Origin of the sequence: Flavobacterium sp. WC2421, from assembly GCF_040822115.1 — a bacterium.
Classification (GTDB): Bacteria; Bacteroidota; Bacteroidia; order Flavobacteriales; family Flavobacteriaceae; genus Flavobacterium.
The window spans coordinates 3,685,393-3,705,200 of sequence record NZ_CP162004.1 but is presented as its reverse complement, the minus strand read 5'-3'; the positions used below and the strand labels follow the sequence as shown (position 1 = coordinate 3,705,200).

Here is a 19,808-nt window from a genome sequence, read left to right as displayed (position 1 = left end):
TTGAGCTTTATTCATCCTGATATCTGGGTTTTTTCCTTAGTATTTGTTATCTTTGTAAAAAAAAATTATGTCAACAATTCGTTTCCAAGCTTTGAGAGAAGCTTCTACAAGAAAACCAGTTCAATTTGAAGAATCAGGAAGAAAATCTGCTATTTTCGGTTCAAATGTGTTTAATGATAAGGCAATGAAGCAGTATTTGACTTCGGATGCATTTAAAGGTGTCCAAGGTGCTGTTCAGCATGGAACTAAGATAGATAGAAAATTAGCAGATTACATAGCAATGGGTATGAAAGAGTGGGCTCTGGCAAAAGGAGTGACTCATTATACACACTGGTTTCAGCCACTTACAGGCGCAACTGCTGAAAAGCATGATGCCTTTTTTGAAACATCATACGATGGTAGTGATCCAGTAGAGAAATTTGGTGGAGCTCAATTAGTACAACAAGAACCAGATGCTTCTAGTTTTCCAAATGGGGGAATTAGAAATACATTTGAGGCAAGAGGATATACTGCTTGGGATCCTACATCACCTGCATTTATATACGGTACTACTTTGTGCATTCCTACTGTATTTATTTCTTACACTGGAGAAGCATTAGATAATAAAATTCCTTTATTAAGAGCATTGTCTGCAATTGATGAAGCGGCTACTGATGTATGTAAATATTTTGATAAAAATGTTAAGAAGGTTACTGCTACACTTGGATGGGAGCAGGAATATTTCTTAATTGATAGATCATTGGCGAAATCTCGTCCAGATCTTATGATGACAGGAAGAACTTTGCTAGGACATACTTCGGCAAAAGGGCAACAACTAGATGATCATTATTTTGGTTCTATTCCTACTCGTGCATTAACGTACATGAGAGATTTAGAACAAGAATGTATGTTATTGGGTATACCAGTAAAAACACGTCATAATGAGGTAGCGCCAAACCAATTTGAGTTTGCTCCAATTTTTGAAGAAACTAATCTTGCAGTAGATCACAACTGTTTATTGATGGATGTAATGCAAAAAGTGGCTGAACGTCATGATTTAAAAGTATTGCTACATGAAAAACCGTTTAAAGGAGTTAATGGTTCTGGAAAACATAATAACTGGTCTTTAGCAACTGATACTGGAGTTAATTTATTGAGCCCTAGTAAAACCCCTATGACTAACTTACAGTTTTTAGCTTTCTTTATAAATACGATTAAAGCGGTTAATGATCACGAAGCTTTGTTAAGAGCTGCAATTGCTACGGCAAGTAATGACCATAGGTTAGGAGCTAATGAAGCACCACCAGCAATTATTTCTGTTTTCATTGGAGCACAGTTGACTAAAGTATTAGCTGAATTAGAAGGGGTGACTACAGGAAAATTATCTCCTGAAGAAAAAACAGATTTAAAATTAAATGTTGTGGGGAAAATTCCAGAAGTAATTCTTGATAATACCGATAGAAATAGAACATCGCCTTTTGCTTTTACAGGAAATAAATTTGAGTTCAGAGCAGTAGGTTCTACAGCAAACTGTTCAAATGCAATGACCACTTTAAATACGATTGTTGCAAAACAATTAAAAGACTTTAAAAAGGAAGTTGATTTATTAATTGAAACAAAAGACATGAAGAAAGATGATGCTATCTTCAATGTGTTAAGAGAATATATCAAGCATTCTAAAAAAATCCTTTTTGAAGGGGATGGGTATAGTGAAGCTTGGGAAAAAGAAGCTGCAAAAAGAGGGTTGAGTAATTTTAAAACAACACCACAAGCATTAAAAGCTAGAGCATCAAAACAAGCTTTAGATTTATTTTCGGAAATGGGTATTATGAACCATGTCGAAGTAGAAGCACGTTACGAAATTGAATTAGAAGAGTACACTAAGAAAATTCAAATTGAAGGTAGAGTTTTAGGTGATATTTCAACAAATCATGTAATTCCAACTGCAATTCGTTACCAAAATACGTTAATCGAAAATGTAAAAGGATTGAAAGATATTTTTGGATCTGATTTTGAAACAATTGCTAAAGAGCAAATTATCATTATCAAAGAAATTTCAAAACATATTGAAGGAATCAATTCAAAAGTACTTGCTATGACAAACGAAAGAAAAAAAGCAAACGTATTGACTGATGCTCAAGAAATGGCTGAAGCGTATTGTGACAAAGTAAAACCTTACTTTGAAATAATCCGTGAGCATTGTGATAAACTAGAACTTTTAGTTGATAATGAACTTTGGACTTTAACTAAATACAGAGAATTGTTATTTACAAAATAATAAGTAATTCTATTATTTCAAGTAAAAGCCTATCCTTTTGGATAGGCTTTTTTTTTGCGTTGGGGTATTCCATTATCGGTTAAAGGTGTTTTAATCTTGATTAGATGAAGTTATGATGTGTTATTGTTTTTTTTGGATTTTATAAAAAGGATAAAAGATGAGATAAAATTTTTAAGGAATAAAATAATGTTGAAATTGAGGTTCGTTATTATGATATTTTTTAATAATTAGAGTGTTTTTTATCTAATTTTTTATCATATAGTAATTTAAATATGTATTTAGTCGGGTATGTTTACATTTTGACGAAAAAAGTATTGATTCCGGTTTGTTAAAGAATACCTTACAAATTCTAAGAGGAAATGGCGCACTAATCTTGTGTTCCTTTTTGTAAAAATGATTCGTAAATCCTTTTGTAAATCTAATCAATAACTTGAAGTAATAATAACTTGAACGTATTTTGAATAAAATTAGTTTTAAGTTGCTCTGAGATGTTGTTAATAGACGGCTCAGCTGTTGCATAAAGGAATGTAAGAAAGATAATTTGGCAACAATAATTTAGGATGTTGTTTTTACAATTTTTCATCATCAATGTGTTTCATTATTAAATAGTAATTAGTAGTAGACATTTAGCGAATAAATGATGTGAAATAATAGTTTGTAAGTATTATAATAGGTTTGCATATTAACTTATTAGGGTTTTATTGTAAATTATTCATTATGAAGTGTAGTTCATCGAATAAATCAACTCTTTAACGTGTAAAACGTTAATATTTTACGAATCGGGTATTTATACCTGTTTTTTAATAAGCATTCAAGACCTAGATTTGTGTAAATTAAATTTAACAATTTAGCTCTATTTCATTTTTAAAAATTATTCCCAAATCATTTTTAAATCCTACTTGATAACTTGTATAATAACCAATTAAATATATTTTTATGAAAAAAGTAATTTTAAGCATCTCCGCGATGCTGCTAGTAGGTGCAGCCGCAGTTGCGCAAAGTAACGGAAGTACAGTGAATCAAACGGGAACGTCAAATGACGCCTTAGTAGCTCAAACAGGTTTGTCAAATGGGTCTAATGTACTACAAAATGGTGCAAGTAATGATGCTAATGTTGCGCAACTAGGAGCTACTAACATTGCTAAAATTGATCAATTGGGAACAAGTCATATGGCGTCGATCGATCAAACTGGGGTTTCTAATGATGCATTTGCAGAGCAAGCGAATGAAAGCAATTCAATAACTCAAGTGCAAGATGGGAACTCTAATTATGCTAGAGCACATCAAAATGTATATCTTGCTGATTTATATGGTGCTGGAGGTAATAATGTTGCTACTCAAACTCAAATAGGGGATCGTAATAATGCAAGTAGTTTGCAAGGGTATTCTAATGGAGCAAGTACTAGTACTACTATACAGTCTCAGCAAGGTAATGATAATCAATCTGGTATGTATCAACATGGTGGAAATAATTATTCTAGTGTTAGCCAAGTAGGAAATGAGAATAGTAATGGAAGTAATCAAGACCAAGGGGATAATAATGGAGCGTATGCTACTAGTGTAGTTGGTGATAGAAATTATTCATGGGCTGAACAATTTGGTAACGGTAACTTTTCTGATGAATGGCAAATAGGGAATGATAATAGCATTTTAACTACTCAACATGGAGATAGTAATGTTGCTTATGCACATCAAATTGGTGATTCTAATGAGATTGTTCAAATTCAAACTGGGAATTCAAATTACATTCATGTTGACCAATATGGAGGTACTTCTAGCTTTAATTTAGCTGAAACTACACAAGATGGAAATTACAATAATTCTACAGTTTATCAAGTAACTGATTCAAATGAAGCTTTTTCTATTCAAAACGGAGATTCAAATCAATCAGGTATATCGCAGTATGGTGGTAATATGAATTATGCTGCAACTTCTCAAACAGGAGATATGCATAATAGTTATGTTAATCAAAACGGTGCGAGTAATATTTCTAATGTTACACAATCAAATTAATGCAAATCTAATTAAGGGATAGTTATATAACTATCCCTTCTTTTTAAGAACAATTTTTTAATTCTAATAGTAGCTATTGTATTGATATTACTATAATACTTAAAGATACTGATTTATTCTTTTAAAATAATTAATTTGAATTTCCTTAAAGTTTATATTTTGATTAAAAAGCGCAGATTTTTTAAATAAAATATGCTCAACTATTTAGAAATAAATAGCACTATGCTATAGTATTTCTTTTTAAAAATTTTTCCCAAATCATTTTTAAAACCTACATGATAACTTGTATTAATAACCAATTAAATATATTTATTATGAAAAAAGTAATTTTAAGCATCTCAGCGATGCTACTAGTAAGTGCAGCTGCAGTTGCACAAAGTAATGGGAGTACTGTGAATCAAACAGGAACGGCTAATGACGCAATGGTTAGTCAAACTGGTATGTCTAATGCATCTGATGTAATGCAAAATGGTAACTCTAATAACGGAGATGTTATTCAGTTAGGCGCTACTAACATTGCCGATATGGATCAATTAGGAGACTCTAACAGTGCGTGGATTAGTCAAGTGGGTTCTTCAAATGACAGTGGAACAAATCAAATAGGTAACTTAAACAATGCTGTTGTAGGTGTTAATGGGGATACTAACTTTTCTCGTACAACTCAAGAAGGGAATAGTAACTACTCTGATTCTTGGCAAAATGGGAATGATAATATCATTAATACTGCACAAGTAGGAAATGGTAATACTGCCTATGCACATCAAAACAGTTATTCTGGTAGTGGTACTTCAAGTCCAGGGAATTCTAATGAGATTGCGCAAATTCAAACAGGAGATTCAAACTATTCGCACGTTGATCAATATTTTAGTGCTGATTTTAATTTAGCCGAAACTACACAAACAGGAAACTTCAACAACTCTACAGTTTATCAAAGTAGTGATTCTAATGAAGCTTTTTCAATTCAAGATGGAGATTCAAATCAATCTTATATTGGACAATATGGAGGTGATTTTAACTTTGCTGCAACTACCCAAACAGGAGATATGCATTCTAGCAATGTTAACCAAAACGGAGCTAGTAATATTTCTAACGTAACACAATCAAATTAAAACTTAATAGGGGATAATATTAAAATGTTATCCCTTTATAAAAAATAAAAATCATGAAAAAAGTAATTTTAAGCATCTCCGCGATACTGTTAGTAGGTTCTGTCGCTGTTGCACAGAGTAATGGAAGTACAGTAAATCAAACGGGAACAGCAAATGATGCCTTAGTGGTTCAAGCTGGATTGTCGAATATCTCTGATGTTTCGCAAAAAGGAACAACGAATACTTCGGATGTTAACCAACTTGGGCAAGAAAATAGTTCAATAGTAAAACAACTTGGGTCAGTTTCTCCAATTAGTGGTGTGAGCAATGATGCTACTGTTAAACAGACTGGAAATAAAAACACATCAAACGTAAAACAAGATGGAGATTTAAATAAAGGTACAGTGACACAATTGGGTGATAAAAACAAAGCAATTATTAGCCAAGGTGCTGGAAATGCCGAAAATAATGTTGCTACAGCGACACAAACTGGTAACAAAAATATTTCTGAGCAAAAACAATTGTATGATAATAATCTTGCTACTGTTGTGCAAGTAGGGGATAAAAACAAAGCGTATCAAGATCAAAGTTCTGGTCCAAATCACTCAGCAGGGAATATAGCTTTTATTACCCAAGCAGGAGATGATAACTATGGAAAACAAGATCAAAATGGAAGCTTGAATAATGCTTTAATTAATCAATATGGAGAAGATAACACGGCAAAACAAAAACAAACAGGTTCATTAAATGGAGCTGTAATTTATCAAGTTGGAGCTGATCATTCTGCAATTCAAACACAGAATGGGGTAAGTAATATCGCTTTTGCTACGCAAGGGGATAATGGGAACTGGTCTGATCAATATCAATTGGGTAATTCTAACTTGGCAGTTGTTTATCAAAACGATTCATCAATTGGTGGATCTAATGAAGCAAGACAAACTCAAACTGGTAATGGTAATATTGCTGGTATAGGTCAAGGAATTTTTGGTGATGCTTCTAATGGTGATGCTACACAAGTTCAACTGGGTGATTCTAATTTTGCAATCGCTATACAACATGGTGATAGAAATACATCTTATGAAAGTCAAGTAGGAAATTCGAATGAATCAATATCGGATCAAACTGGTGATAATAATAGGGCTACTTCAATGCAAAATGGAAATTCTAATGTGTCAAGTATTTTGCAATTAGGGGATTTAAATATAGCAACAACTAGTCAATCAGGGATGTCTCATATGAGTACAGTTAGTCAAATTGGGAATAGTAATATCTCTAATGTAACACAATCAAATTAATTTATAATAGATTAAGGGGTAGCTTTTTTGCTATCCCTTTATAAAATGAATTAATTATGAAAAAAATAATTGTAAGTATCTCTTTACTGTTAATTGGAACTATAGTAACTGCTCAAGGAAATGAAAGCAAAGTGGATCAAATAGGAGTTGCAAATAATGGTGTAGTACTTCAAACAGGATTGTCTAATACTTCGGATGTGTTGCAAAATGGTAGCGCTAATGCTGGAGATGTATTTCAGTTAGGCACTTTAAACAATGCAGATCAAGATCAAAAAGGAGATTCAAATAGTGCTAAAATTGACCAAATAGGAACTGGGCATTTAGCCGTTCAAGATCAAACTGGTAGTTTTAATAATTCGTATGCTGAGCAAGGAAGTGCAGTCAATTCTTCCTCTCAAGTTCAAGAAGGAAATAGCAATAGGGCATCAGTGCATCAAAATAAGTATTTCTATATAGATTGGTTGGATGGGAGTACGCATAAATATGCAACTGTAGGCGGTAATAATAGCGCTAAACAAACTCAAATAGGGGACTCAAATACTGCCGAAGCTTCGCAAGGCGCATGGGATGTAGGAGGTTCAAATAATTCTACTTCACAAAATCAAGTAGGAAATAGTAATAGGTCCTATTCGTATCAATATGTGGATTCGAATTTTGCAAAGCATGATCAAATTGGAGATTTTAATTACTCTATTACATCTCAATATGGCGATGCAAATAATGCAGATTTAAGTCAAAACGGGAACAGTAACACTTCATGGAGTTATCAACATGGGGGTTTTAATAATGCTTCAATTAACGTTGTTGGAGATAATAATTCAAGTTATACCGATCAATATGGTGATTCTAATGAAGCTGCAATTAATCAAAATGGAGCGGTTAACTATTCGTTTATTCAACAATATTATGGTGATGAAAATGAAGCAAGTTCAATGCAAAATGGAGACTCAAATAGATCAGAGATTTACCAGTTTAATGGAGATTTAAATTTTGCTGCAACTATTCAAACTGGAGATTTACATACAAGTTATGTTAATCAAAATGGGGGTAGTAATATTTCTAATGTAGTACAATCAAATTAAGGAGCGTTTTGAATTAGATACTAATAGTATACTGATGGAATTGTTTTTAGATAGAACAATTTCATCAGTATTAATTAAAAAGAATATTTATGATACTTTCAATTAAAAGAATGTTGTTGTTTTTTGTTATTATATCTTCCTCTTTAGTATTCTGTCAAGAAAACAAGGGAAGTTTAGGACACGATGAATCTGGGTTTTCTGCTTTTGACTCTAAAGAAAAAACGTTTCAATTTGTTTCTGAAAATTATCTTACTTCAAAAAAAGAAACACCTTTTGAAAATTTAATTCAATCTGGGGGGTTAAATATCAAGCAAATAGGGGACTATAATAATCTTAATCTTAACTTAAAAGGAGCGATTATTAAGGTTGATATTGTCCAAAATGGAGATAATAATCAATTAGAATTAGATAAAGAAGTAAACTCAATCAAGCAAAAGGTAGTTCAAGATGGTCAAAATAATTCAATTAAAGACCTTTCGATGTACGCAAATAATAATGTAAATATGGAGCTCATTCAACAAGGTAGTAATCAAAATATCCAGAATTATGGTACAAATTCAATTTCTGAGAATATGAAGGTTATTCAATCTGGAAACGGTGCTGCTGTAATTATTATAAATAATAAATAATTATGAAAAAAGGTATGAAATTTTTAGGAGTAATAGTCTTACTGGTCTCTTCCCTTTCTTATTCTCAAATTTCAAATACGGTAGTAAAAGCCAAAATTGAAACGGAAGAAATTGAAGGAAGTATTAAAATAACTGGAACAGCTGAAAATTTATCAGAAATAGTTCAAAGTTTGTCCTATAAATTATCTGTAATTAAAAAAAACAACATCAATAATAATCAATCTAATAATGCTCAAGAAGGGTTGTTTTCATTGGAACCAAGTGAAAATAAAAAATTATCAGTGACACAAGTAAATGTAGGTAAAGATGATGAGGTTATTGTTTTGTTATTGTTTTACGATGAAAATAAGCAGCTAATTGGAAAGGATAGAATTGTACTTGGTACTGAAAAAAAAAAGTAGAATCGTTACCAATTGACGGTTTTGAATTAAAAGGAATTGTAATAGATGAAACTAAAACTAAAGTAGGAAAAGATTTTTACGATTTATATTACTATAAATACAATGAGTATAAAATAAATGCACCCAATATAGTTTCAATAAGTGAAGAATTAAGTTTTGCAAGAAATACTAAATTGGTTATCAGTATGAATAATGAAACCATTTATGAATTTATGGCAAAACCGGATGAAGAGTACTTAAACAATATGGTGCAAAAATCAATTTATGCTACATATTCCTATTTAAAAAATTTAGAAAAAGAAAATAAATATTTTACGCAATATTAAGTTTATGAAAAAAATGAAGTTCTTATTTTCCTTAATAATAGTTTTATTGACTATGTCGGTGAATGCGCAGGATTTAGTTTATAAACCAAGAAATCCAGCTTTTGGAGGTGATACATTTAATTATCAATGGTTGGCTAGTTCAGCTGAATCGCAAAATAAATTTAAAGAAACATCATCAGCAACAACTGCTAAAACGGATTTAGAAAAGTTTGCTGATCAGTTGAATTCGCAACTATTAAACCAAATCTCAAGATCGTTATATACCCAGCAGTTTGGTTCACAAGGTCTTTCGGCAGGAAGCTACACTTTTGGTAGTTTATCAGTTGAGATTTATCCTTCCTCTGGAGGATTGACTGTTGATATTTTAGATACCACGACAGGTGAACAAACTCAAGTTATTATCCCAAATTAATATTATGCAATTCAAATCCTATTTAATTTTTCCTATTATTTTTTTATTTATCGGTTGCGGTGCTTTTTATAACCAACCCACAGGTATTGAGAAAGCAGTTATTGGCGAAAGTACTCCTGCAACATCCCTTTTAAAAGGACTTCCTAAAGCTAAAGAGCCTATAGTAGTAGGGATTTATAAATTTAGAGACCAAACGGGACAATATAAAGCTTCCGAAAATGGAAGTACTTTTAGTACAGCCGTAACTCAAGGAGCGACATCAATTTTAATTAAAGCTTTAGAAGACTCAAAATGGTTTGTTCCTATAGAGCGTGAAAATATAGGAAACTTACTTCAAGAGAGAAATCTTATCCGTTCCACTAGACAAGAATATACAGCAAATGTAGACCCTAAAGCACCTCAAATATCCCCTTTATTATATGCGGGGGTATTACTTGAAGGAGGAATTATTTCGTATGATTCTAATATTATTACAGGTGGTTTTGGTGCCCGATATTTTGGTACAGGAGGTTCTGTAAAATATCGACAAGATAGAGTTACGATATATCTACGTATGGTTTCTACTGCAAATGGGAAGATACTTAAATCCGTTTATATTTCTAAAACGATTTTATCGCAAGCTATTGATCAAAGTTTATTTAAATATGTAAATTTTAAAAGACTATTGGAAGTAGAAACGGGCTATACTACAAATGAACCCATTCAAATGGCAGTTACTGAAGCTATAGAAAAAGCAGTAGCCTCACTTGTTATGGAAGGAATTAAAGATGGTATTTGGGAAGCTGATGTGCCTAAAGAAGAGATTGACTCTGTAATGTTAAAATATCAAAAAGAAAATGAAGATGCTGATGCAACGGCGATATATGGTAGAAAATTAACGGATAGAAGGTCAAAATTTGCAATCGAGTTTGGAAGTGGTGTTACCTTAATGGATGGAGATTATGCAAATCCATTATTGCGCCCAATGGGGCGTGGGGCTTTAAAATATTTTTTAACACCAAGTTTTAATTTGAGTGCTTCTACAAATGCTATAAATCTCGTTAATAAAGACCGTTTCGATAAATGGTATGCAACATTTGATCTTAATGCCGAATTTATTTTACTACCTAAAGATAAATTTTCTCCTTATGTATTTGCCGGAGGTGGTTTTGGTATGAATAAGGATTTTGAAAATTTCCATACAAAAGTGCAATATGGGCTAGGGCTTGAATATCTAGTTTCAGATAGAATTGGTATAAAAATGTATGGGGAACATAACTTGAATTTTAGTGATAATATCGATTATATAAAAAGAGGAGTACGGGATGATTATTATTACCGTTTTGGGGTAGGGCTGACCTATTACTTTGCCAAGAAAAAAGATAAAATTCAAATTAAATAATTGTAGATCTTCTGATCTTAAATAATTTTCTATTACCTAAAATCTAATATTAAAAAAATGAAAAATATATATATAAAACTAAGCCTGTCTCTTTTAATTCTTTTCTTTTCTTGTAGTGAGGAAAAAATTTCAGGAGAAGATTTTGGGACAGTTAATGGAAGAGTAGTGAGCGCAGTGACATTTGAACCTTTAGAGAATGTAAAGGTTTTTTCAAATCCAAGTTCAAGTATTGTTTTTACAGATAGTGATGGTCGTTTTTCTATTCCTAAAATTAAAGTAGGGCAATACTCCTTTGAAGCTCAAAAAGACAATTATCTAGCTAAATTTGAATCAGGAACAGTAAATATTAATAGCACAACAGATCTAGTATTCGAACTCAAATTAGCAACCACCAATAACAAACCTCCAACAACTCCTGCACTAGTCACTCCAGCGGACAATGCTGTAAATCAAAATTTAGAATTGAATTTAAGTTGGACTGACACTGATCCTGAAAATGACGCATTAACCTATGAAATTACATTAAGAAATGATGCGAATACTGATGTTGTTGTTTACTCTAATGTTGCTCAACCCAGTTACAACTTAAAAAATCTAACCTACAATACCAAATATTATTGGCAAGTATCAGCTTCAGACGGAATAAACCCAGTAGTATTGAGTGCGGTACATACATTTACTACATTGGCTTTACCTAATGCTCGATTTTTATTTGTAAAAAATATAAATGACAATAACGTAATTTATTCAGGTAATGATTCAGGCGATCAATTACAAATTACCAATTCTGCTACCAATAGTTGGAGGCCTAGAAAAAATACACAATCTAAAAAAATTGCTTTTATTAGATCAAGTGGGTCACAAAATCATATTTACACTATGAATCCGGATGGATCTGGAGTTTTTAAAGTGACGAATGCCGTTCCCATTGCAGGATTTAATTCGGAGTTTATAAATTTCTCTTGGAATGCATCAGGAAGTCAAATTATCTATCCTTATTTTGATAAATTATATCGGATAAATAAAGATGGAAGTGGCTTAACTAAAATGTATCAAACTCCTGACGGAAGATTTATTTCGGAATGTGACTGGAGTACTGATGGTGCAAAAATTGCTTTGAAAATTAATAATGCGAGTGGTTATAATGCAGAAATACGGGTTATTAATACTTCCGGAACGGTAATAAATCAAGTTTTATCTGGAATTGATGGCGCTTTAGGAGGACTGAATTTTTCAGTAACTGGGCAAAAATTAATTTTCACGAGAGATATTTCAGGTTATGAAAATGCCAATTATCGACAGCTAGACACTAGGATTTATGAGTATGTCTTTAGTACTGGGATAACTACTGATATTGGATTAGATAAACCTACAGGTACTTTAGATTTGGACGTGCGATATTCTCCAAGCGAGTCGGAATACATTTTTGTAAATACATCCAATGATGGCTTATCAACAAAAAACATAGTAAAACAAGTTCCTTCTAGTAATAGTACTGTTGCGGCAAGAACAATACTTTTTTCCAACGCGAGTATGCCGGATTGGGAATAAAATAAAATACAGTGTTCTATAAATGCCTATCGGTTTTAGATAGGCATTTTTTTTGCACTTTATTTTTTAGTTAAGGACCTATTATTTCCTGAAACACTTCCTATATCCCAATAGGCAAAACCCAAAAAAATAATTATCTTTGCCGCACAACCCAGTTGCTTAAAAACAGCTTACACAACTAGACTACATGAGTTCAGATACTTCAAAAAGATATGCACAACGCGGTGTTTCAGCATCCAAAGAAGATGTGCATAATGCTATAAAAAATATTGACAAGGGATTATTTCCTCAGGCATTTTGCAAAATCGTTCCTGATTATTTAACCCAAGATGAAGACTATTGCTTGATTATGCATGCGGATGGAGCGGGGACCAAATCGTCTCTAGCTTATATGTATTGGAAAGAAACTGGAGATATCTCTGTTTGGAAAGGAATTGCTCAAGATGCTTTGATCATGAATATCGACGATTTATTGTGTGTAGGAGCAACCGATAATATTTTACTTTCTTCCACCATTGGAAGAAATAAAAATTTAATTCCAGGTGAAGTTTTATCAGCAATTATAAATGGAACCGAAGAGTTAATCAAGGAGTTAAAATCTTTTGGTGTAAGCATTCATTCTACAGGTGGAGAAACTGCCGATGTAGGAGATGTGGTACGTACCATTATTGTAGATTCTACGGTGACGGCTCGTATGAAACGTTCTAAGGTGATTGATAATGCTAACATTAAAGCAGGTGATGTCATAGTAGGAATGGCTTCTTTTGGTCAAGCAACCTACGAGAAAAGCTATAATGGCGGAATGGGAAGTAACGGTTTAACATCGGCACGTCATGATGTTTTCGAAAAATATCTAGCAACCAAATACCCAGAAAGTTTTGATGCAGCAGTTCCTGAGGAATTAATCTATTCTGGTCAAGTGAAGCTGACTGATGCAGTTGAAAATTCACCTATCGATGCAGGGCAATTAGTACTTTCGCCAACAAGAACGTATGCACCTATTATCAAGAAAATGTTAGATAAATACTCATCTGCTGACATTCACGGAATGGTGCATTGTAGTGGAGGAGCGCAAACTAAGATTTTACATTTTGTACAAAACTTGCATATTATAAAAGATAATTTATTTCCAGTTCCACCCCTTTTTCAACTGATACAAGAACAATCCAAAACAGATTGGAAAGAAATGTACCAAGTTTTTAACTGCGGTCACCGTATGGAAGTATATGTTCCTGAGGCAATTGCACAGGATATTATTGCAATTTCAAAATCATTTAATGTGGATGCTCAAATCGTAGGAAGAGTAGAAGCTGCCGATAGTAAGAAATTAACTATCAGTAGTGTATACGGAACTTTTGAATACTAATAGTTTTTAAATAAGAAGCTAATCCCGCTATCCGCTGTATTCCCGATAATAAAAACTAAGGCTAAAAAGCCTTGTTTTTCTAAATCGGGAGATGCCGCTACTATCGGGGCTAAAAAATAAATATCATGTACGAATTAGTATTTTGGAAATACCTAGAGGAAGTATATTTAAACCATCACTTGGTTTATGAATCCATTTCCGAAGAACAAGCAGCAATTGAAGGACTAGAAGAACTTCCAGTTCAAGTGATCTTGAATCGCATCGCATCGGTATTTTCAAAATGGGAAAAAGTAGATGATAAAAGTTGGAAAAACAACGACGGAGTAGGAGCTTTTCACGTTAGAACAACACCTCAAAGTATAAAAATTGATTGCTACGGTACCCAAGGAAGTACAATGGATAAATTGGTAAATCTAATGGAGGAATTTAAATGTCCGCTATATGACCCACAAGTTCCAGAGCGTTACGATGAAATGAGTGAATAGTTTATCCGTATTTTAAATAATTGACTATGAGTTTAAACTTTTCTCAGCAGGTAATTCTTGAAAATAATCATGTCTTACTACGTTCCCTTCAAGAAAGTGATTTAGAAAATTTACTAGAGTTTGCCATCAATGAACCTACTACTTGGGAATATTCTCTAATCCGTGCTGACGGAAAAGAAAATATGTTGAATTATATTCAATCGGCAGTAAAAGGAAGAGAGAATAAAAACCAATTTCCTTTTATCGTTTTTGATAAAAAATCAGGAAAATACGCAGGAAGCACTCGCTTCTACGACATAAACTTAGATTTCAAAACGCTACAACTGGGTTATACTTGGTATGGAGAACAATTTCGTGGCACTGGACTTAACAAACAATGTAAATTTTTGCTGTTACAATTTGCTTTTGAAACCCTAGGCATGGAGCGTGTTGAGTTTCGTGCCGACAATAACAATAAGAGAAGTATTGCTGCCATGAAAAGTATAGGATGTAAGGAAGAAGGAATCCTTAGAAACCACATGCCTATAAATGTGGGTAGTGAAAAGAGACGAGATTCCATTATTTTGAGTATTCTACGAAACGAATGGTTTGAAGAGGTCAAACCAAATTTATTAAAAAAGATTGAGAATTAATCTATTCTTTTTTTTCTTCGTCTTTTTTAAACCCAATTAACTTTCGATATTTAGTTTCGGCTTCTTGTAACTCTTCCTCTAGATGTTTGTATTTACTAATATCTTTTATGGTTACAACTGCAGCAACTACATTATTCTCTTGATCTATCAAGGGTCTTCCACTAATCAAAACGCGTCTTCTTTCATGCGTTTCTGAGTCCGAAAGGATGACATCAATATCATTAGTTACTTCTCCATTTAAGGCCTTTTCCATGGGAAGATTCTGGGATGGAAATATAGTTCTGCCATCAGGAAAGAACAAATCAAAATGATCGGTAATATTCAAAGGGATATTCTCGTCTTCTTCAATTCCAAAAATTTCATTGGCCATATAATTGGCCATTACGATTTCTTTATTTGCATTAGCAACGATAACACCTTCCCCTATGTTTTCTAGGATTAAGCGTAATTTTTCTTCATTTTCATACAAATCATTTATAATTACTTTTTCCTCATTTTCTAATCGAATCTCTTCCGAAATATCTCTTGCAACGGAATAAATCAACCCTTTTTTGGCATCATAATTACAATGCCAATCTAACCATTTGTAGGTTCCGTCTTTGCAAAGAGTCCTGTTTTTATAATTAATCATGAGGGTTCCTTTCAAGAGTTTATTAAATTCTTCTTCTACCAAAACTTTGTCATCAGCATGTATTAAATCAGTGAATTTTATGTTGTTGAGATCTTTTTGTTCATAGCCCAATGTTTTTGTAAAAGAAGGATTTATTTTAATAAATTGGTCTTCTTTAGAAATGGATAAGATATCAAAAGCCATATCGAAGAAATTATCGGCTACTTTTAAGGATTCCTCGTATTTAACCATTTCAGTTACATCTCTTGCAACTGCAAACATTTTTCCCGTCTCAATGTCAATTGTACTTGTCCAATCCAACCATTTATAAGTTCCGTCTTTACAACGAGCACGAGCTCTAAGATTGATTAATGATTTTCCTTTTTGTAAAGATTTGATAGCTTCAGTAGCAGCTTTTATGTCTTCAGGATGCGTAAAAGATAAAAAAGTTTTATGGTCCATGTCACTTTGTTCATACCCTAGTGTTCTCGTAAAAGCAGGATTAATTTTTATAAAATAGTCTCCACTTCCTACGGCAAGCATGTCATAAGACATATTAAAAAATTTCTCAGCTATTAATAAAGATTTTTGTGTTTCTATTTGTGAAGTCATATCTCTGGCAACGGCATATAAATAACCCGTTTCAATATCTGCTGCAGCATTCCACACTAACCATTTGATCGATCCTTCTTTTGCAATCCATCGATTTTCAAATTTTATTATTGTAGCACCATTTTCAAGCTTATTTATTTCTTCGTTTGTAATTTCAATGTCGTCAGGGTGAATATATTTTAGGAAAGAAACAGTTGTTAACTCTTCTTCTGTATAACCCAATATGGTACTAGTAGCGGGATTCACTTTTATAAATTTATCTTTCTGTGCTATCACCATGAAATCCAAAGACATATTGAAGAATTTATCTACTGCTTTTAATTCAATTTCTTTTTCAATTAAGGGAGTTATGTCACTGGCCACCGCATACAATAAGCCAGAAGTTATTTCGGAATAAGTAGACCATTGTAACCATTTTATAGCACCATCTTTACAGATGTATCTGTTTTTAAATTGCATAGAATTCATTCCAGATTTTAGTTTGACCACTTCAGATGCGGTATTAACTTTATCTTCTGGGTGTACAAAATTTAAGAAGGGCTGACTTAGTAGTTCGTCTTCTGAATATCCTAGTATTTCAATTGTTGCAGGGTTTACTTTGATAAATTTATCAAACGAGGCGATAACCATCATTTCCGCAGACATATTGAAAAACTTGTCAGAAACTAGTAATGAATCTTCTAGTTTTTTTCGTGCTGTAATATCAGTTAATATTCCCCCTATAGCATATATCCTATTATTGGCATCGTACAATGGAAATTTCACAGCAATATAAGTGTGTTTGCCATCTTCTTGCGTAATAACTTCTTCTGTTTTTAACTCTTTTAATTGTTTTACTACTTCAAGGTCAGAGTTCCGGTAGTCTTCAGCTATGGTTTCGGGTAGAAGGTCGTGATCTGTTTTGCCAATAATTGTTTCAGTGGGGTTTTTAAATAAAGAGTCAAATTGTTTGTTGACTAACAAATATTCTCCATTAATTTTTTTTATAAAAATGGGGTTTGATGTATTGTCAATTATCGATTGCAGTAAGAGTCGGTTTTGATTGAGTAAGTTTTGTGACTCTGTTTTTGCTTTCAATTGGGTTCTAATAATAATATAGACCACAATAAGGAGTACGATAGATAGTATAAATAATGAAAGTTCAACCCAGTCAAAAACTGGGTCCCTAGTGATATCTCGCCCTGTATCAAGTCGATTTATGAAAATTAACCCTGATGCAATTACTACTAATACATTGATGACAAACCCTAAGAATATTTTTTTTTCAAAAGAAATTTTCATAGACTAGTGATTTTATATTTAATTTAAATAAAACCCAAAAAGGGAATGTTATATCTATGAAAGTTAGTGAATTATATTGAATTTATTCATTCGGGTTTTAATTTTTTAATCGTGAAATGCTGCATCGTTTTGATGAAAGTTATTTGACTATTACCTTTTAAATAGTATAAAAATGAAAGTAACAGTTTATAAGAAGAGATGTTTAGGTAGCACTGTTTTTAAATTTCATCAAATTTAAGCTCAATAAGATTACAATTAAAGTAACTCCTACATCAGCGGCAATCGCGAAAACCAAATTACTATATCCTAGAAAAGCTAATGTTATGAAAATAACTTTCACCGCAATAGCTCCAATTGTATTGCTTTTGATTCTAATAAGTGTTTTTTTGCTAAGTTGGATTAAAAACGGAATTAGAGAAAGATTATCATTCAATAAAGCAATATTTGCTGTTTCAATTGCGGTATCACTTCCTGCGGCTCCCATTGCAATTCCTATAGTACTTTGCGCCAGAGCAGGGGCATCATTTATTCCGTCACCAACCATGGCTACATCACCAAATTGATGGATTAGGTCTTTTATTTTGCTGGATTTTTCTTCAGGAAGTAAGCCACCAAATATCTTCTCGATTCCTACTTGTTTTGCGACATAATGTGCTGCTTTTTTACTGTCTCCAGTAAGCATTATAAGTTCTATATTCATGGCCTGCAATTGTTTTATGGCCTTGATACTGTCTGGTTTTATTTCGTCAGTCAAACCAATGATTCCAGCTACTCCTTTACCAAAACTAATCACGACACTAGTTTTTCCTTCGGAAGCCAGTTGTTCCACAATTTTTTCGGCATCGTCAGTGACCTCATGGTATTCTTTAATGAATTCCATTTTTCCTACATATACGGTTTCATCTTCACAAACCAAACATTTGGCAATAGCTCCTTTGCCCATAATACTTTTAAACCCTTCCGCTTTGTGTGGCTCAAAACCTTCTTTTTTACTGGCAGTAACAATCGCTTGTGCCAATGGATGTTCAGAGAATAGCTCCGTTCCAGCGGTGCAAGCCAGCAATTCTTCTCTACTGGTTCCATTCAAAGGAAATACATCAGTCACTATAGGATTCCCGTAAGTGATTGTTCTGGTTTTATCTAATGCGATTGCTTTTATTCGGGCCATTCCTTCTATGTATTTCCCTCCTTTTACCAGTGCCCCTTTTGCGGAAGCATTCCCTATAGCGGCATATATGGCAACAGGCGTAGAGATCACCAAAGCGCAAGGACAGGCAATGACTAGCAGAGTGATGGCTTGTTTTAGCCAAAGATCAAAATCCAAGTGAAGTATAAAAACGGGGATGACTAAAACTAAAACAGCCAACGCTATAATGGTAGGCGTGTAAAATTGCGAGAATTTCTGAATGAATTTTTGAGTGTCACTTTTGGAAGCCGCTGCTTCGAAAGTCAGTCGGATAATTTTAGAAAAAGTAGTGTCTATGGATAATTTGGTCGTTTCAACTTCTATAAAACTATTTTTGTTTAATGTCCCAGCAAATATAATATCGCCAGGATGTTTGTCCTTAGGTAAAGGTTCTCCAGTGATTGCTGTTTCATCAATCATGGTTTCTCCTGAAATTATTTTTCCGTCAAGGGGAATCATTTCACCTGGTTTAACTTGTATAATTGTTCCTACAGCAATTTTACTAATAGGAATATTTTGGTTCTCTAATTTTACAAAGGCGGTTTTAGGAGCTTTACGAGTTAATTCATCCAGAGCTGATTTAGAGTTTTCGAGTCCTATATCTTCCAGTCTTTCGCCTAAAACATAAAGAACGATTACTACAGCTGCTTCAGGATATTCGCCCAAATAAAAGGCGGCAATAACAGCAATAGTCATTAGTAGATTAATGCTACTGAATTTAAGTTTAAATAGCGCTTTGAACCCATTGATTAACACCTCGTACCCAATGCCGATAATGAAAAAAGCAAAAATAAATGGTCCATAAGGCATAGGAATATGTATGCCAATGATGGATAGGATTTCCAAAATAATGACAATTGTAATAGCAAAAAGAAGGAATATAAATTTTTTGTCTTTGATGGGGAGTTTCATAAAAATACTTTTTTTATTTTTTTTACAACGTTCCAATATGGAAATAACGTTAATGAAAAAGTGAGTTATTAAGGAAGAGAAACCTTTTTATTTGAAATTTTTGAACTAAAATTATAATAATAGTTAAATATAAAAATAATCTATTTCTTATTATTTATACCTCTTGCAATTTAACTTAAAATTTTAGTTTGACAGTATGAAAAAGCGTTTGTAGATTACAAATTCGGTCGAATACATTGCATGCCTTTGTATTTTTACTCAAAAAGGTAGTTGGTTTTGCTGAAAACTT

General features: G+C 32.9%; 16 protein-coding genes. 14 read left to right on the top strand and 2 right to left on the bottom strand.

Going from position 1 to position 19,808, the window contains the following annotated elements:
* Positions 1-67 precede the first annotated feature (67 nt).
* The 14 genes from AB3G33_RS15810 (at position 68) to AB3G33_RS15745 (ending at position 14,918) form a co-directional block, all read left to right on the top strand.
* Positions 68-2,257, top strand: a complete 2,190-nt coding sequence (locus AB3G33_RS15810; protein WP_367771424.1) for a glutamine synthetase III — start codon at positions 68-70, stop codon at positions 2,255-2,257.
* A gap of 936 nt (positions 2,258-3,193) precedes the next feature.
* On the top strand, positions 3,194-4,270 hold the full coding sequence (locus AB3G33_RS15805; protein WP_367771421.1) for a hypothetical protein: 1,077 nt from the start codon (positions 3,194-3,196) through the stop codon (positions 4,268-4,270).
* 314 nt (positions 4,271-4,584) lie between these two features.
* Positions 4,585-5,379: a hypothetical protein gene (locus tag AB3G33_RS15800; protein ID WP_367771418.1), complete on the top strand. Its 795-nt coding sequence runs from the start codon at positions 4,585-4,587 to the stop codon at positions 5,377-5,379.
* A gap of 53 nt (positions 5,380-5,432) precedes the next feature.
* Positions 5,433-6,653, top strand: coding sequence for a hypothetical protein (locus tag AB3G33_RS15795; protein WP_367771415.1), 1,221 nt, complete (start codon positions 5,433-5,435; stop codon positions 6,651-6,653).
* Positions 6,654-6,709: 56 nt separating this feature from the next.
* Complete coding sequence (locus tag AB3G33_RS15790; RefSeq protein ID WP_367771412.1) at positions 6,710-7,735, top strand: hypothetical protein; 1,026 nt, start codon at positions 6,710-6,712, stop codon at positions 7,733-7,735.
* 89 nt (positions 7,736-7,824) lie between these two features.
* Entirely contained in the window at positions 7,825-8,364 is a 540-nt protein-coding gene (locus AB3G33_RS15785) for a hypothetical protein (protein ID WP_367771409.1), read from the top strand.
* A 2-nt stretch (positions 8,365-8,366) separates the two neighbouring features.
* Positions 8,367-8,765, top strand: a complete 399-nt coding sequence (gene csgH, locus AB3G33_RS15780) for a curli-like amyloid fiber formation chaperone CsgH (protein WP_367771406.1) — start codon at positions 8,367-8,369, stop codon at positions 8,763-8,765.
* An 11-nt stretch (positions 8,766-8,776) separates the two neighbouring features.
* A complete protein-coding gene (locus tag AB3G33_RS15775) occupies positions 8,777-9,091 on the top strand; it encodes a CsgE family curli-type amyloid fiber assembly protein (RefSeq protein WP_367757961.1) in 315 nt (104 codons plus the stop codon).
* 13 nt (positions 9,092-9,104) lie between these two features.
* On the top strand, positions 9,105-9,503 hold the full coding sequence (locus AB3G33_RS15770; protein ID WP_367771403.1) for a curli production assembly/transport component CsgF: 399 nt from the start codon (positions 9,105-9,107) through the stop codon (positions 9,501-9,503).
* 4 nt (positions 9,504-9,507) lie between these two features.
* Positions 9,508-10,884 (top strand): CsgG/HfaB family protein, encoded by a 1,377-nt coding sequence (locus tag AB3G33_RS15765; RefSeq protein ID WP_367771401.1) that lies wholly within the window; start codon positions 9,508-9,510, stop codon positions 10,882-10,884.
* 57 nt (positions 10,885-10,941) lie between these two features.
* Positions 10,942-12,435: a carboxypeptidase regulatory-like domain-containing protein gene (locus tag AB3G33_RS15760; RefSeq protein WP_367771399.1), complete on the top strand. Its 1,494-nt coding sequence runs from the start codon at positions 10,942-10,944 to the stop codon at positions 12,433-12,435.
* A gap of 187 nt (positions 12,436-12,622) precedes the next feature.
* Complete coding sequence (locus tag AB3G33_RS15755) at positions 12,623-13,801, top strand: AIR synthase related protein (protein ID WP_367771396.1); 1,179 nt, start codon at positions 12,623-12,625, stop codon at positions 13,799-13,801.
* A gap of 125 nt (positions 13,802-13,926) precedes the next feature.
* Entirely contained in the window at positions 13,927-14,286 is a 360-nt protein-coding gene (locus AB3G33_RS15750; protein ID WP_367771394.1) for a hypothetical protein, read from the top strand.
* A 26-nt stretch (positions 14,287-14,312) separates the two neighbouring features.
* The gene (locus AB3G33_RS15745; protein WP_367771392.1) at positions 14,313-14,918 is read left to right on the top strand and encodes a GNAT family N-acetyltransferase; all 606 of its coding nucleotides are present in this window, start codon (positions 14,313-14,315) and stop codon (positions 14,916-14,918) included.
* Between the two features lies 1 nt (position 14,919).
* On the opposite strand, the gene AB3G33_RS15740 is transcribed toward AB3G33_RS15745, so the two are convergent.
* Together AB3G33_RS15740 and AB3G33_RS15735 are read right to left on the bottom strand one after the other, a co-directional pair.
* Positions 14,920-17,421, bottom strand: coding sequence for a PAS domain S-box protein (locus tag AB3G33_RS15740; protein ID WP_367771390.1), 2,502 nt, complete (start codon positions 17,419-17,421; stop codon positions 14,920-14,922).
* A gap of 202 nt (positions 17,422-17,623) precedes the next feature.
* Complete coding sequence (locus tag AB3G33_RS15735) at positions 17,624-19,519, bottom strand: heavy metal translocating P-type ATPase (protein ID WP_367771387.1); 1,896 nt, start codon at positions 19,517-19,519, stop codon at positions 17,624-17,626.
* Positions 19,520-19,808 lie beyond the last annotated feature (289 nt).

Excerpts from the sequence above, each read along its gene's own strand:
- AB3G33_RS15810 (WP_367771424.1), top strand. The coding sequence starts at position 68 with ATGTCAACAATTCGTTTCCAAGCTTTGAGAGAAGCTTCTACAAGAAAA.
- AB3G33_RS15805 (WP_367771421.1), top strand. The coding sequence starts at position 3,194 with ATGAAAAAAGTAATTTTAAGCATCTCCGCGATGCTGCTAGTAGGTGCA.
- AB3G33_RS15800 (WP_367771418.1), top strand. The coding sequence starts at position 4,585 with ATGAAAAAAGTAATTTTAAGCATCTCAGCGATGCTACTAGTAAGTGCA.
- AB3G33_RS15795 (WP_367771415.1), top strand. The coding sequence starts at position 5,433 with ATGAAAAAAGTAATTTTAAGCATCTCCGCGATACTGTTAGTAGGTTCT.
- AB3G33_RS15790 (WP_367771412.1), top strand. The coding sequence starts at position 6,710 with ATGAAAAAAATAATTGTAAGTATCTCTTTACTGTTAATTGGAACTATA.
- AB3G33_RS15785 (WP_367771409.1), top strand. The coding sequence starts at position 7,825 with ATGATACTTTCAATTAAAAGAATGTTGTTGTTTTTTGTTATTATATCT.
- csgH (WP_367771406.1), top strand. The coding sequence starts at position 8,367 with ATGAAAAAAGGTATGAAATTTTTAGGAGTAATAGTCTTACTGGTCTCT.
- AB3G33_RS15770 (WP_367771403.1), top strand. The coding sequence starts at position 9,105 with ATGAAGTTCTTATTTTCCTTAATAATAGTTTTATTGACTATGTCGGTG.
- AB3G33_RS15765 (WP_367771401.1), top strand. The coding sequence starts at position 9,508 with ATGCAATTCAAATCCTATTTAATTTTTCCTATTATTTTTTTATTTATC.
- AB3G33_RS15760 (WP_367771399.1), top strand. The coding sequence starts at position 10,942 with ATGAAAAATATATATATAAAACTAAGCCTGTCTCTTTTAATTCTTTTC.
- AB3G33_RS15755 (WP_367771396.1), top strand. The coding sequence starts at position 12,623 with ATGAGTTCAGATACTTCAAAAAGATATGCACAACGCGGTGTTTCAGCA.
- AB3G33_RS15750 (WP_367771394.1), top strand. The coding sequence starts at position 13,927 with ATGTACGAATTAGTATTTTGGAAATACCTAGAGGAAGTATATTTAAAC.
- AB3G33_RS15745 (WP_367771392.1), top strand. The coding sequence starts at position 14,313 with ATGAGTTTAAACTTTTCTCAGCAGGTAATTCTTGAAAATAATCATGTC.
- AB3G33_RS15740 (WP_367771390.1), bottom strand. The coding sequence starts at position 17,421 with ATGAAAATTTCTTTTGAAAAAAAAATATTCTTAGGGTTTGTCATCAAT.
- AB3G33_RS15735 (WP_367771387.1), bottom strand. The coding sequence starts at position 19,519 with ATGAAACTCCCCATCAAAGACAAAAAATTTATATTCCTTCTTTTTGCT.